Source organism: Paraliobacillus zengyii (genome assembly GCF_003268595.1).
In the GTDB taxonomy this organism is placed as follows: domain Bacteria; phylum Bacillota; class Bacilli; order Bacillales; family Amphibacillaceae; genus Paraliobacillus_A; species Paraliobacillus_A zengyii.
This window is the reverse complement of sequence record NZ_CP029797.1, coordinates 59,196-73,662: the sequence shown is the minus strand read 5'-3', so window position 1 is coordinate 73,662 and position 14,467 is coordinate 59,196. Positions and strand designations below refer to the sequence as shown.

Annotated in this window: 14 protein-coding genes; all 14 read right to left on the bottom strand. The window is 35.5% G+C overall.

Going from position 1 to position 14,467, the window contains the following annotated elements:
- Nucleotides 1–56 precede the first annotated feature (56 nt).
- Nucleotides 57–3,608 carry a transcription-repair coupling factor gene (mfd, locus tag DM447_RS00355; protein ID WP_112179134.1) on the bottom strand — a complete coding sequence of 1,184 codons (3,552 nt, stop codon included), beginning with the start codon at nucleotides 3,606–3,608 and terminating at the stop codon, nucleotides 57–59.
- A gap of 155 nt (nucleotides 3,609–3,763) precedes the next feature.
- Nucleotides 3,764–3,994, bottom strand: a complete 231-nt coding sequence (locus DM447_RS00350; protein WP_112179132.1) for an anti-sigma-F factor Fin — start codon at nucleotides 3,992–3,994, stop codon at nucleotides 3,764–3,766.
- A gap of 90 nt (nucleotides 3,995–4,084) precedes the next feature.
- Nucleotides 4,085–4,645 (bottom strand): aminoacyl-tRNA hydrolase, encoded by a 561-nt coding sequence (gene pth, locus DM447_RS00345; RefSeq protein WP_112182602.1) that lies wholly within the window; start codon nucleotides 4,643–4,645, stop codon nucleotides 4,085–4,087.
- Between the two features lie 805 nt (nucleotides 4,646–5,450).
- Nucleotides 5,451–6,074: a 50S ribosomal protein L25/general stress protein Ctc gene (locus DM447_RS00335; protein ID WP_112179128.1), complete on the bottom strand. Its 624-nt coding sequence runs from the start codon at nucleotides 6,072–6,074 to the stop codon at nucleotides 5,451–5,453.
- Between the two features lie 93 nt (nucleotides 6,075–6,167).
- Nucleotides 6,168–7,121: a ribose-phosphate diphosphokinase gene (locus DM447_RS00330; protein ID WP_112179126.1), complete on the bottom strand. Its 954-nt coding sequence runs from the start codon at nucleotides 7,119–7,121 to the stop codon at nucleotides 6,168–6,170.
- 21 nt (nucleotides 7,122–7,142) lie between these two features.
- Nucleotides 7,143–8,519: a bifunctional UDP-N-acetylglucosamine diphosphorylase/glucosamine-1-phosphate N-acetyltransferase GlmU gene (glmU, locus tag DM447_RS00325; RefSeq protein WP_112179125.1), complete on the bottom strand. Its 1,377-nt coding sequence runs from the start codon at nucleotides 8,517–8,519 to the stop codon at nucleotides 7,143–7,145.
- Nucleotides 8,520–8,855: 336 nt separating this feature from the next.
- Nucleotides 8,856–9,155, bottom strand: coding sequence for a septation regulator SpoVG (spoVG, locus tag DM447_RS00320; RefSeq protein WP_112179123.1), 300 nt, complete (start codon nucleotides 9,153–9,155; stop codon nucleotides 8,856–8,858).
- A 197-nt stretch (nucleotides 9,156–9,352) separates the two neighbouring features.
- Nucleotides 9,353–10,168 carry a pur operon repressor gene (gene purR / locus DM447_RS00315; protein WP_112179121.1) on the bottom strand — a complete coding sequence of 272 codons (816 nt, stop codon included), beginning with the start codon at nucleotides 10,166–10,168 and terminating at the stop codon, nucleotides 9,353–9,355.
- A 72-nt stretch (nucleotides 10,169–10,240) separates the two neighbouring features.
- Entirely contained in the window at nucleotides 10,241–11,092 is an 852-nt protein-coding gene (gene ispE, locus DM447_RS00310; RefSeq protein WP_112179119.1) for a 4-(cytidine 5'-diphospho)-2-C-methyl-D-erythritol kinase, read from the bottom strand.
- Nucleotides 11,093–11,197: 105 nt separating this feature from the next.
- A complete protein-coding gene (locus DM447_RS00305) occupies nucleotides 11,198–11,380 on the bottom strand; it encodes a small, acid-soluble spore protein, alpha/beta type (RefSeq protein WP_112179117.1) in 183 nt (60 codons plus the stop codon).
- A gap of 129 nt (nucleotides 11,381–11,509) precedes the next feature.
- Nucleotides 11,510–11,776 carry a biofilm formation stimulator Veg gene (gene veg / locus DM447_RS00300; RefSeq protein ID WP_112179115.1) on the bottom strand — a complete coding sequence of 89 codons (267 nt, stop codon included), beginning with the start codon at nucleotides 11,774–11,776 and terminating at the stop codon, nucleotides 11,510–11,512.
- Nucleotides 11,777–11,976: 200 nt separating this feature from the next.
- The gene (yabG, locus tag DM447_RS00295) at nucleotides 11,977–12,849 is read right to left on the bottom strand and encodes a sporulation peptidase YabG (protein ID WP_112179113.1); all 873 of its coding nucleotides are present in this window, start codon (nucleotides 12,847–12,849) and stop codon (nucleotides 11,977–11,979) included.
- A gap of 98 nt (nucleotides 12,850–12,947) precedes the next feature.
- Nucleotides 12,948–13,820 carry a 16S rRNA (adenine(1518)-N(6)/adenine(1519)-N(6))-dimethyltransferase RsmA gene (gene rsmA / locus DM447_RS00290; RefSeq protein WP_112179111.1) on the bottom strand — a complete coding sequence of 291 codons (873 nt, stop codon included), beginning with the start codon at nucleotides 13,818–13,820 and terminating at the stop codon, nucleotides 12,948–12,950.
- On the bottom strand, nucleotides 13,813–14,418 hold the full coding sequence (gene rnmV, locus DM447_RS00285; RefSeq protein WP_422385906.1) for a ribonuclease M5: 606 nt from the start codon (nucleotides 14,416–14,418) through the stop codon (nucleotides 13,813–13,815). The genes rsmA and rnmV overlap by 8 nt, the downstream gene beginning before the upstream one ends.
- Nucleotides 14,419–14,467: the final 49 nt, after the last annotated feature.

Below are 14,467 nucleotides of genomic sequence, written 5' to 3'. Positions count from 1 at the left end.
ATATAGAAACAGAAATAACCCGTTGTAATATTTAGTATGGTTGCTTGTTAAAAGAACTATACATCCTTTTTAATAACATCTCGTTGCATTGCTCCTAAAGCTTTGATAAAAGCTAACACGTGTTCATAGCGCTTGGGATACACTTTTTCTGTTAATGTAAAACTAATTTTCAAATTTAGATTATCTGTACCAAGTTGCATATCGCGTCCAAACTGCGTGGTATATTCAAATAATTTTTCTCCATCAATCTCTTGGCTTTTTTGTTGATCTACTATTATTTCAATTTGTTTCTTCTTCTCTTTAATCGATTCTACGCTATTCTTTTTCGCTTCCACTTTCAAAGTTGTAACATCAATTAGATTTGCAACTTCTAATGGATAATCGCCAAAACGATCGGTTAATTCTTCACGAACATCTTCTACATCTTCCAACGTAGTAATCGCTTGAAAACGTTTATACATATCGATTTTTTGTTTACCATCTGGGATATACGTATCTGGAATATAAGCATCTATCGTAAGCTTCATTTCAGGTTCGAATGGTACAACTTCCACTTCATCTGTCAAGTCAACTTTCCGCTTATCAATGGCTTCTTTTAGCATTTGTGAATACATATCAAAACCTACTGAATCAATAAATCCATGTTGTTGGGCACCTATAATATTACCAGCTCCTCGAATTGATAGATCACGCATTGCAATTTTAAAACCTGATCCAAGTTCAGTAAATTCTTTAATTGACTGTAATCGTTTTTCCGCAACTTCGGTTAATACCTTATCCTTTTGGTAAGTGAAGTAAGCATATGCAATACGATTACTACGTCCTACACGTCCTCTTAACTGATAAAGTTGACTTAGTCCCATACGATCAGCATCATACACAATTAATGTGTTTACATTTGGTATATCCACACCAGTTTCAATGATAGTAGTGCTAACAAGCACATCATACTCACCTTCTAGAAAACTTAGCATTATATTCTCTAACTCTGACTCATTCATTTGGCCATGAGCTACGGCTACTCTAGCATCACCGACTAATGAACTAATCTGTTGTGCCATTCTTTCAATGTTTTCAACACGATTGTATAAGAAGAATACTTGTCCACCACGTCCCATTTCACGTTCTATTGCTTCTCTTAGAAAAACAGGATTATACTCCAATACATAGGTCTGAATCGGAAAACGATTTGCTGGAGGTGTCTCAATTACAGATAAGTCTCTGACTCCTAGCATAGACATATGCAATGTTCTTGGTATTGGTGTTGCTGTTAAAGTTAACACATCAATATTTGTTTTTAATTGTTTAATCTTTTCTTTATGCTTCACACCAAATCGTTGTTCTTCATCAACAACCAATAAACCAATATCTTTGTAAATAACATCCTTAGATAACAAACGATGTGTACCAATCACTAGGTCAACAAGACCCTTTTCCATACCTTCTAGTGTAGCCTTTTGCTCTTTTCGGGTACGAAAACGACTTAACAAGCCAATGTTAATTGGATAATCTTGAAAACGTTCCGTAACCGTCTCATAGTGCTGTTGAGCTAATATCGTAGTTGGAACTAAAATAGCGACCTGTTTGCCTTCTGTGATCGCTTTAAAAGCTGCACGAATCGCTACTTCTGTTTTACCATACCCTACATCACCACAAAGCAAACGATCCATTGGTTGAATACGTTGCATATCTTGTTTGATTTCTTCGATACACCGTAGTTGATCCTCTGTTTCTTGATAAGGAAAGACATCTTCAAACTCACGTTGCATAGCGGTATCCTCTGCAAAGGCATATCCTTTTGCGGCCTCACGTTCTGCATACAATTCAATTAAATCATCTGCAATATCTTCAACTGTAGATTGAACTTTACTTTTTACTTTCTTCCATTCCGTTCCACCAAGCTTATAAAGTTTTGGTTCTTTTCCTTCTGATCCTACATATTTTTGTACTAAGTCAATCTGGTCAATTGGTACAAATAACTTGTCATCACCAGAATATTTTAATAGCATATAATCTTTATGAACTTCATTTACAACAAGTGTTTCAATACCAACAAAGCGACCTATTCCGTGATGAACATGAACAACATAATCACCAATTTTCAATTCTTGGTAATTTTTAATTCGTTCTGCATTTGAAATGTTTTGTTTTTGTTTCCTTTTAGGACGTATCGTATTTTTTTTGAATAATTCATTTTCTGTTAAGATCGCCAACTTATGTAGCGGTAACTCAAAGCCTCCATTAAGCCCACCAATCATAATGGTGATATTCTGTGTAGGTAACGAAATGGATTGGTCAGCAAGAACAGCTTCCATATCATAATCCCGTAATATGGACTGAACCTTTTCAGCTCTTTGGGCGTCTGGAACTAAAACAATAATGGAATAATCGCCTTTCTTCCAACGATCCATTTCATTTTGCAATAAATTCATTTGTCCATGAAACTCTTGCATGACACGACAAGAAAGATTGACAATATTTTGTGGTGTTGTGTTTGGAACATGACGAAGAAATACCGATAAATAAATTTTCGGGTGTGTCATTTTTTGCCAAACTGTATGCCAATCATAAGAGATAAATAAAGCACGTACCATTTTATTAACTTCCAACAGCGAGTTATGCCATTGGGCTTCTTCTTCGTCTAGATGTATAGCGGTTTCTTGTATACGACTCATCTCTTCTAAAACAATACAACCGTCTTTTGGTAAATAGTCTAGTAAACTAGCAGGAGTCTCATAGAAAAAACCACCATACTTATACATTTCTTGAAAACGTTCTAGCTCTTTCATTCGATCAATATCGTGACTAATTGTTTCTGACAACACTTCTTTTGCACCAGAGTCTTTTAATTTTTTTAACGATGCAGCTAATTCTGCTTCTAATCGATTTGCACCTAGTTGTATATCCTTATTCGTTAAAAGAAGCTCCGTAACAGGAGTTATTGTCATATGATCTAATTTCTCTAATGAACGCTGGGATGCGGCATCAAAAAAACGAATTGAATCCACTTCCTCATCAAATAGCTCGACCCGTATTGGATTTGACTCTGTAATCGGATACATATCAATAATCCCACCGCGCATACTGTATTCACCAGGACTAGATACCATGTCGACTCGATCGTAGCCCATTTCCAGTAATGATGTCATATACTGTTTAATTGGGATCTCCTTTCCAATCTCAAAACTTAATTGATAGGTATCCCAATAATGTTTTGGTGGCAATACTCTTTTTAAAGCCGAAACAGGTGCAACTAATACGCCATTTTTCGCTTGAGACCACTTTGTTAGAGCGGTAATTCGTTGACTTCGCATTTCTGGACTTGCTATAGCGATTTCGGATGCTACTAATTCATTTACTGGATAAAGATATACATTGTCTTGATCTGATAATTCAATTAAATCATCATAGAGCTGCTGTGCTTGAGTTAATTGATGTGTTACTAGTAAAACCGGCTTATCAACTGCGGTTTGTAACATAGCAACTAACGTACTACGTGCTGAACCAGATAAACCACTAACAAGTTGCTCACTTAGACCAACTTTTACGCCGTCAATAACCGAATTAAAATCATCATAGCTATTTAAATACTCTTTTATTCCTTGCATAATGTTTCCCCCTAAAACGATGCGATACAGTGTATGCTTTCCAATCCATCTATAACGTACAAAAATGCCTTGGTTAACAAACCAAAGCCATTTTCGCTTTTCTACCATTTTTTATCGACTGTTTTTTCATCAAAAACTCCATTACACCAAAATTCTTATTGAATAAAATAATCTAACGCGTGATATTCAGGGTTATGTTCTAATGTTTCCTGACAATCCTCACATATCGCATGGATTTCAATATCACCATTTGATTGATAATGGATCATTTCTTTCTTTTCTTGTAATGATAAATGTTGCCAACCCAAAGTATTTGTGTCTACCATTTGTTCTTCTAAAGTTCCTAGCACTTGGCTACAATGTTTGCATTTATAATTTATTGTCATGCATTTAACCTCCAACAGCGCATTTTCCCTTTTATTAGTCTGTCCACTGGAGGTATCTTTATACATCATTTACTGTTCTCTATTATATGTCTATTGATTAAAATCATTCATGACTTCTTGAAAAGACTTTTGCATCCAAGATTCTGAGGCTTCTACTGCCTTTTCAATACTATCATTTACTAATACTAGTTGTGACTTATCAAATTTCCCAAGAACATGATCAACTACAGACATGTTAGTTATTGGACGATCAATCCCGATACGTAATCGGTTAAAATCTTTCGTACCCAATTGATCAATTATTGATCTTATACCATTATGTCCACCATGACCACCTTTTTGTCGTAAACGTATTTTACCAGTTGGTAAGTCTAAATCATCATATACGACAAGAACATCCTCAGCTTCTAATTCATAAAATTCCATTAACGGGCGTAATGATTCACCAGATAAATTCATAAAAGTTTGCGGCTTCAATAAAATTATTTTTTCTTGATTAACCATTTCAATTGTATAATCACCATTAAATTTTTTTTTATTAATTTCCCACTTATTGCGTCTCGCTAGTTCATCCATAACCATAAACCCAATATTGTGTCGCGTATTTTTATATTTCATACCTGGATTTCCTAATCCAACAATACATTTCATAGCGTTCACGTCTTTCTCTTACTATTTACTTTATAACTCAACTTTCACAGTGTAAAGTGTACAACAGGCACTTAATCATTGGTTTAAAAAGGAAGTATTACAATCCAAAATTGAAGTTTCCTTCATACTTCTATTAAAATCATCTGCATTTTTATCTGACGAACTTGAGAGAAACCCCGTCGTAGCTAGAGTTTATCACCAGCTTCTCAAATAAAATTGACTCCCTTTCCGTAGGCACGGCTTCAGCTAACTCGGAAGCAAATAACGCTTCCGAGTGGATCTTCAGCCCGTGGGATTGCGATTACTCATCCCATCGAAAACATTTGCTGTTCCTACTGGAGTCTCGTCAATTTTATTTGAAATACCATAGACTCTGTCGTAACTGCCATGTTGATTTCCGCTACAGGCAGTCGCTTTCCGCGGGCAAGTCTTCAGGCTAACTTCGTAAAGAAAAATCGCTTTACGAAGTGGATCTTCAGATCTTGCTTTTCCCGCAGGAGTCGACTGCCTTACGCTACAATCAATCAGCACAAAGTGAGCCCCTGTTGTAATAAGCATAATAAAAATCTGTGACAAGCAGCTAATATATTAATTTTAACCTCTATCAAGCGTACATGTTAGAAAGCAGGCCTTTTTCATTACTGTTAAGTAAAAGATCAAATATAGCCCAAACATAACACAGTCAATGATTAGTGCTTATTTGAAACAGTTGAGTTTATAAGTATACTAATTTGATTTAATACATAGCGGAAAAGCTTGGGCTAATCAAGCCCAAGCTTTTTTATTTAACTATTTTTCGTTGTTATTATTCTTCTTCTGCTGCTTTTTCATTAATAACTTCTGGCTCTGCATCTTCTTCTTCTGTTACTTCTTCTGGTTCTTCATCAGGAACAGAAACAGTTACGATTGTTGCATTTTCATCTTCTAAGATTTCAAAGTTTTTACCTTCTTTTAGATCTGAGACCATAATACTATCACCAATCTCTAATGCAGATACATCAACCTTTATTTCTTCAGGAATATCAGCCGGTTTTGCACGAACTGATAATTCATATAATGGTTGTTGTAAAACACCGCCATCTTTCGTACCTTGCGCTTCGCCATCTAAGTGAATTGGAACTAATACATCCATTTCTTGTGACATGTTAACAATATAGAAGTCTGCATGAATTAATTGATCTTTAATTGGTTCAACCTGATAATCATGTAGCATTACATCCACTACTTCGCCTTCTACATCCAATGAAATAATTGCGTTTTTACCCTCATCACGTACTGTTTTCAACAATTGAATGCTGTTAACAGAAATCGTTTTTGGCTCTTTATCATTACCATAAAGAACTGCTGGGATAAATCCTTCACTTCTTATTTGCTTTGTACTTGAATTTTTTAAATCTTTTCTACTATTTGCTTTAAGTTTTACTGACACGTTTCTCGACCTCCAATAATTTTCACTACTTTAATATTTATCTACCTAGTATCTCTTGTATTTCCCTATTATAAAAATGTTAAACATAAATAGTTAATCAAATAATACACTTACTGATAATTGCTCGTGTACACGAATGATAGCTTCGCTAATCAACGGCGCTACTGATAATGTAATAACTTTCTCTGTTTGTTTTTCTTTAGGTAACGCAATAGAATTCGTTACGACCAATTCTTTAATAGATGAATTACCAATCCTATCCATTGCGGGACCTGATAAAACTGGGTGTGTACAACAAGCATACACTTCTTTTGCTCCACTTTCAATTAGAGCATCTGCCGCTAATGTAATTGTACCTGCTGTATCGATAATATCATCAATCAAAATGGCTGTCTTCCCTTGCACATTACCAACAATGTTCATCACTTCTGCTACATTTGGACGAGGTCGTCGCTTATCAATGATTGCAATAGGAGCCTTTAATCGATCTGCTAACTGTCTTGCTCTAGTCACACCACCATGGTCTGGAGAGACAACTACGACATCCTCTAAACCTTTTTCAGACCAATAATCTGATAAAATTGGTACACCTACTAGTTGGTCAACCGGAATGTTGAAGAATCCTTGAATTTGTGGTGCATGTAAATCTAATGAGATAACACGTGATGCACCAGCTACTTGTAATAAGTCTGCTACTAATTTCGCAGTAATCGGCTCTCTTGCTCGCGCCTTTCTATCTTGTCTTGCATAGCCATAGTAAGGCATGACGATGTTAATTGTTTTTGCTGATGCGCGTTTTAACGCATCAATCATGATAAGTAATTCCATTATATGCTGATTCACAGGGCCACTAGTTGATTGTACAACATATACATCACAGCCACGCACACTTTCTTCTATATTAATTTGAATTTCTCCATCACTAAAGGAAGTGACGGAACACTCACCCAATGTAACGCCTATTTGCTCGGCTATCTCCTCAGCTAGAGTAGGATTAGAATTTAGCGTAAAGACTTTCAAAAAAGAATCTTTATATTCCGTTGACATTTAGTCGAACCTCCATTTAACCTATTTAAGTTTATTTTTTATCTTTTCAGCATAATCTATTTTATTTTCTTGTTTTGATCGGGCTATTGATAGCGCATTTGTCGGGACATTCTTGCTAATTGTTGAACCCGCTGCTACATAAGAACCTTTTCCAATCGTAACCGGGGCAATTAAATTTGAATTACAACCAATAAAGGCATCATCTTCAATTTTTGTAAGATGTTTATTTTTCCCATCATAGTTAACTGTAATCGTTCCACAACCAACGTTTACATTTTCACCTATTTCTGCATCACCTATATAACTTAAATGGGATACTTTACTCTTTGAGTCAATACGTGATTTTTTAATCTCGACAAAATTACCGATTTTCACTTCATCGCCTATTTCTGCTTCCGGACGAATATGAGCATATGGTCCAATTTGAACGTCTTTTCCTATCTGACTATCTTGGGCAACGCTTTGTTTTATGGTAGTATTTTCCCCTATATCACAATTATTAATCTCACTATTTGGTCCAATAACACAATCAGTAGCAATAGATGTATCACCACGGAGAACACAACCTGGTTCAATCACCACATCACTTGCAATAGTGACTTTTGGCTCTATATATGTATGATCAGGATCAATAATAGTAACACCATTTTTCATATGGTTGTTATTTATTCGGTTCTTCATTAATTTTTCTGCTTTTGCTAATGCAATGCGATCGTTAACTCCGATAGTTTCCTCAGCATCTTCTGTTTGGTATGCTGAAATTTTTTGACCATCATTCTTTATAATCTCCATCACATCAGGTAAATAATATTCTCCTTGTACATTATCGTTTGATACTTTCTTTAGTGCTTGAAATAATGTTTGGTTATCAAAACAATAAGTTCCTGTATTAATTTCATTTACAGCTAATTGTTCCGCCGTTGCATCCTTATGCTCGACAATTTTTGCAACATTATTGTTATCATCTCTAATAACACGACCATAACCACTAGGGTCCGTTATAGAAGTTGTAAGAACAGTGGCTCTAGCTTCTGATTGTTCGTGGTGATCAAATAACGCCTGTATTGTTTCTTTGCTTAGCAATGGTGTATCACCACAAATCACGAGTGTAACACCTTCTTCATTTAGAAGTATTGGTTCAGCCTGTCTTACTGCATGGCCTGTTCCTAATTGTTCTTTCTGAATTACAAATTCTGAATCAGAACCGAGTTGTTCTTTCACTTTTTCTGCTCCAAAACCTACAATCGTAATAATTTTATTAAGTTGCACTGCTTGTAATTGATCAATTACGTGTTGCACCATCGGGCGTCCCATTACAGGATGTAATACTTTATATAACTTTGATTTCATTCGAGTACCTTGTCCTGCAGCAAGCACAACAGCATATTTATTCGTCATGAAGTTTTCCTCCATTCAATATGTATCTATTTCAATAATATTTTTATTTTATAACCTAGAGATAAGTATAACAGTTTATCTACGTATTCAAAACATCTTTAGATATCCATTATCGAATATATCTTAAAACAGCGACCATTTCAACAGTATACTACAATATCTCATACCTTACTTAATTAACTTAACGTTCTACATACTTTATTATTTTTAAAACCTTGTAATTATTAAAATACGAGGTAAATCTATCGAGACTTCTTTCTATTCTTTATATGTTCTATAAACAAAAAAGCCTAATCTTTTTAGATTAGACTCTTACTGTCATTCAGATGAAACAATTTAAGAAGCTCCTGCTCCTGCTTCCTCATACTCTACTTCATCTATTTCTCCAGCCTGATGATACTCTTCTAATACAGCATCCTGTATCTTAGCACGTGTATTAGAATTAATAGGGTGCGCAATATCTCTGAACTCTCCGTCTGGAGTCCTTTTAGAAGGCATAGCTACAAATAAACCGTTGTTGCCATCAATTACACGAATATCATGCACGACAAACTCCTGATCTAATGTAATAGAAGCAATTGCTCGCATTCTTCCTTCGGTATTCACGCGGCGTAATCTAACGTCTGTTACTTCCATTATGTTCACCACCTTTTCCCAATTTGAACTTATTACCATAGATTCAACAAAAAAGCAGGAAATCCTGCTTATATTTAAAAATTATTTGTTTAAATTATGTTTTTTGTTTAACTTGACAAAAATAAGCCAAAAAGATGTCATAAATACCTATAGAATCTAATATGATAACGCTTTAAGGATTCTACGTACAGATGTTACTAGTGAGCAAAATAGTTACCTTTACGTAGTTCAACATGCTTATTTCGCACATCAACGTTAGCTATTTGTACAAGTGACGTATATTCTTCTACTACGCGTTCCTCTTCCTCATCTTCAGCCTCCGCTAACACACCGATTGCAGCTACATTGGCATTAAATTCCTTTAATAAATTTTTCATACCATCAATTGTACCGCCAGCTTTCATAAAATCATCAATGATACAAACTGTTGTACCCTGTTTTAAACTACGCTTTGTTAGAACCATTGTTTGAATCTTTCTTGTCGATCCAGAAACATAGTTAATGCTAACGGTAGAACCCTCAGTAATTTTCGGGTCGCGTCTTACAATTACAACCGGAACATTTAAGAAAGAAGCTACTGCATAAGCTAAAGGAATTCCTTTTGTTGCTACAGTAACAATTGCTTCAATTCCTAGTGAGGAAAATTCCGTTGCAAAAAGCCTTCCTATTTCTCTTATTGTCTCAGGTTCACCTAAAATATCGCTCATAAACAAATAACCACCTGGCAATAGTCGTTCCGGATCCTCTAAACGACGACATAACTTTTCAATAAAATCCTCACTCTTTTGGTGGGCATACTGCGGAATATAACGAACGCCACCAGCAGCTCCAGAAACTGATTCTAGATAACCAATTCCTTCTTTTTGAAACATATTATTCATGATAGCCAAATCTTCACTTATAGATGATTTTGCTGCTAAATATTTATCTGAGAAATATGGCAACGAAATCAATTGCATTGGATGTTCCAAAACATAATGTGTCATTCCTATCAACCGATCGCTTCTTTTCATTTTCACACCTCAAAACCCGAATATTTTTAATTAAATATATCATTTTATACGTGTTTAATCAAGTCCTTGTTTTCACCCTAACATTTGTACTACAAACACTTCTTCACAAAAACCACGTAAACTATTATAAATTCGATATGCTCGGCTTTCTTGTGCAACAAGTGAAAACATTGTTGGACCACTCCCACTCATTAGAACTGCATCTGCACCCGAACTAATCATTTTATTTTTTATTTGTTGTACTTCAGGATATAAAGGAAGCGTAACTCCTTCCAATACATTCCCTAATTTATTCGTCATTTTTATATAGTCATTTGATTTGATCGCATCTATCATCCCCTCTGTATCGGGGTGTTTAATGTTATCTAATTCCAAATGCTGATAGATACTTGGCGTTGAAACACCTATCATCGGTTTGGCAAGCACCACCCAACAAGTTGGAGGCGATGGTAACTCTGTGATTTTTTCGCCTCTCCCTCTTACCACAGCAGTTGAATTATATACACAAAATGAAACATCCGAACCTATTTCAGAGCCTATCTCCGCCAATTCAGCAGTTGGGATATTAAGCGACCAAAGTCGATTTAATCCACGGAGTGTAGCCGCTGCATCACTACTACCACCAGCTAAACCCGAAGCTACAGGAATAAACTTTTCAACCGTTATATGTACACCTTTATTTATATGGTATTTATCTTTAATCAACTTTGCCGCACGATAAGCAAGGTTTCGTTCGTCGTTTGGTATAAATCGACTTTCTGAACCCATTACAATTTTATCCGTATCAATGCTAGTTAATTCAATTCGGTCAGCCAGATCAACTGTTGTCATTACCATTTCAATCTCATGATAATTATCTGGACGTTTATGTAACACATCCAGCGATAAGTTAATTTTAGCTGGCGCCTTCTCTAAAACATACATCCCATTCACCCACTTCATTCTTCTTTACATAATCACGTTTTACGCACTCTTACGTACTTTATCCAATGATAACATACTATATATTTAAAAAAGAGACAAACCCAACTAATTGGATTTGTCTCGTATTAATTGTTCTTCGGCCATTTCCACTGCTCGCTTTACCATATTACCTGCATCACGAGCACGGATACCGCCCCAACCTTCTTTTTGAACTGTTTCATAAAAACCTAATTCTTTTGCAATCTCTTCTTTTAATTGATTGGACATAATTCCTTTACGTCTGCTCATCGGAGAGAGATCGCTCCTTTCTTTTTATGAAATAGGTTGCATTTATAGTGTGAGCAATAACAATTAAATAAACCTTAGTAATTATTTGTTTTATTGGAAATTAAAGCACAAAAAAACAGTAAACAAAGTCTACTGTTCTCCAACTGCTAGTGCAGTCCTGCCTTCGATGAAGTTTAGCTCTACTGTTTCTGTCAAAACATCTGCATAACTATAAGAAACACGTTCAAAAGCATTTTCTTCTTGATCCAAAGCCACAATAAAGACTGCTGGATATGTTTCTTCTAGTGTACCATAACGTTCTACTGTCTTTCTTCTTCCACCATTGGCCGTTAACCTTAAACGTTTACCAATTTGACCATCAAGACCTCGTTTTATTTCGACTAATGTTTTCGCCAATATACTCCACCTCACTAAGATTAGTATACCACAAGCTTGTATTACCGTCAACAAAAGGATTAATTATAACAATATACATATTTGTTTGTCAACAAAATGTTTCGTTCGCGGCTAATTATTTATTATTCTCTCACAAACCTGTAAAATTATGTGTACAAAAAAAGAAATAGCGTTTTTCAGCCATTTCCTTTGATATTCTTCTAATCACTTGTTAAGTCTTCTTTCACATACGGCATACCAGTTCGAAGTAAACCCTTTGTTTCAATTCCACCTAAACCTTTTTCTCCTGTTAGCGTATTACGTAATGCTTCATAGACACTAACCTTATCCATAAATGACGTGTAAGCAACTTTAGCCGTTATATAAACCGGGTCTAGCGCATGTATGTTTATCCTAGATGGAGAACTGGCAAAGTTAGCTCCAGCTCTAATTAATGACTCAAAGTGTGATTGACATGCACCTGCAAAAATAACTAGCTGATCAACATTAGGGACTATTGCTCGCGCTTCTCTAACTGTATCAACGAAATATTTTGAGTGTCGGTATGCTCGAATATCATTTTTCTCACCTTTGTTCCTAGAAAAGGCATCATGCCCAGTAATAACAATCATATCTGGTTGAATCTTTTTAACTAAACGCCCAATTTCATTTGGCATTTCTTTTTCATCTACATACAAACCATGTACTTGTAAACCCATCCGTTGATATAAGTCAATACACTTCTTTAAGTAAAGACGGTCACCATCTAAATGCAAGACACGTGCTGGTAATTGAAAAAAATTTGAATCTTGCTGATAACCACTCGTTGACTCATAGGTACGCTTTTCTTTCATTAATTGATAATCTTGACGAAATAAACGAAAAGAATAGTCCTCTTTTTCTTTACCTTTTATTTTAATTTTTTCGATATCTCGTTCTGGTACTTTTTCTAAATCTTCCAGTAGTGCATCTGCCTCTAAACGGATATCTTCACCATGTAACACTGCTGATTGATTTGAAACGGAACTTATCCGAAACAATATATCATGCTGATAGGACTCTCTTGTGACTAACTCACCAACCATAAAAGACATTCGCTTTCCACCTCATATTCACAGTCGAAAAATCTTATAACATAACCTATGTGTCGAGGTGAAAAGTTGTGCGGATGAAACGATAAACCGAACCCATCTTAGCCTGAAAATACATTTGCTAAATCAGCAAATTCTTGAATCGATAAAGATTCTCCGCGTCTTGTTCCATCAATATTCGCCTCTTGAAGTTTTATTTCAAGTGCTTCTTTCGTATATTCATCTGTAAAATGGCGTACTAAATTGTTCCTTAATGTTTTTCGGCGTTGTCCAAAACAAGCTCTTACTAAGTCAAAGAAAAAATCCTCATCATTTACTTCTACAAGTGGTTTATCGCGTATTTCTAAATGAAGGACAGCAGAGTCAACATTAGGTTGTGGCATAAAAACAGTCTTTGGAACATGTAATACGACGGACGCTTCTGTGTAGTATTGCACAGCAATCGACAATGAACCGTAACTTTTCGTGTTAGGTTTAGCAGCCATTCGATCTGCTACTTCCTTTTGAATCATTACCGTTATACTTGCTAACGGCAACCGAGCCATTAGCAACTTCATTAATATTGGTGTCGTTACGTAGTAGGGCAAATTCGCTACTAGTTTGACCTTTTGATCCACCTCAAAATGTTCTAATATGATACTTGCCACATCCGCTTCTAATACGTCTTGATAAACGATAGAAACATTATCATATTCCATAAGTGTTTCTTCTAGAATAGGCGCTAAGCGTTGATCAATCTCAAATGCCACTACTTGCTTTGCGTGAATCGCAATTTGTTCGGTCAACGCACCCATACCCGGCCCGATTTCAATTACACCAACTTCTTTTGTCACTTCTGCTTTTTCTAAAATTTTTGTTAAAATATTTACATCAATAATAAAGTTTTGCCCTAAACTTTTTTTGAATGAGAAACCATATTTATTTAATATTTCTTTTGTTTTTGTTGGTGTGGCGATTGCCTTATGTTTATTCATCTTGTTCCTCCTGCAATATAGTAACCATTGTTTCTTCAAAGGTTTCTCTTGTAATTCTAAACATTTGTAATCGTTTAATTAGCTGTTTTCCGTTAGCATAACCCATTCGGAGTTGTTCTGTTAATTTTTCTCTCCGTTCTTTGGCATGTCGACCACCTATCAAACCAAAAGCAAGTAAATCCTCTCGACTAATCTCACTAACATATGTATCATCCAATTGATAAACAGCAGCTAATGCCTCTTTTATTGTTTCAATCTTTGCATGTTCAATTCCAATTCCCTTATCTCTTTTTGCTCGCGCCTCTGTTTTTGTTAAAAATGCATGTTTACAACCCGGCACTGCATTCGAAACAATGTGGCGAATACGCTGTCCTGGATAATCTGGATCTGTGAAAATGATTACCCCACGTTTTTGTTGCGCATGCATAATTTGTTCTATAATTCGATCATTGACAGCGGAGCCGTTTGTTTCAATCGTATCTGCATCTACAGCTTGTTTTACTTTTGCTGTATCGTCTTTTCCCTCTACTACAATAACTTCTTTAATTTGCACTTTTATTTCCTCCATACCGTTCATGTATGCATTTATCTTTTTCATTATAGAGTCTTCAACCAAAAAATGAAAGACTAGCCATATCTAAGAAACA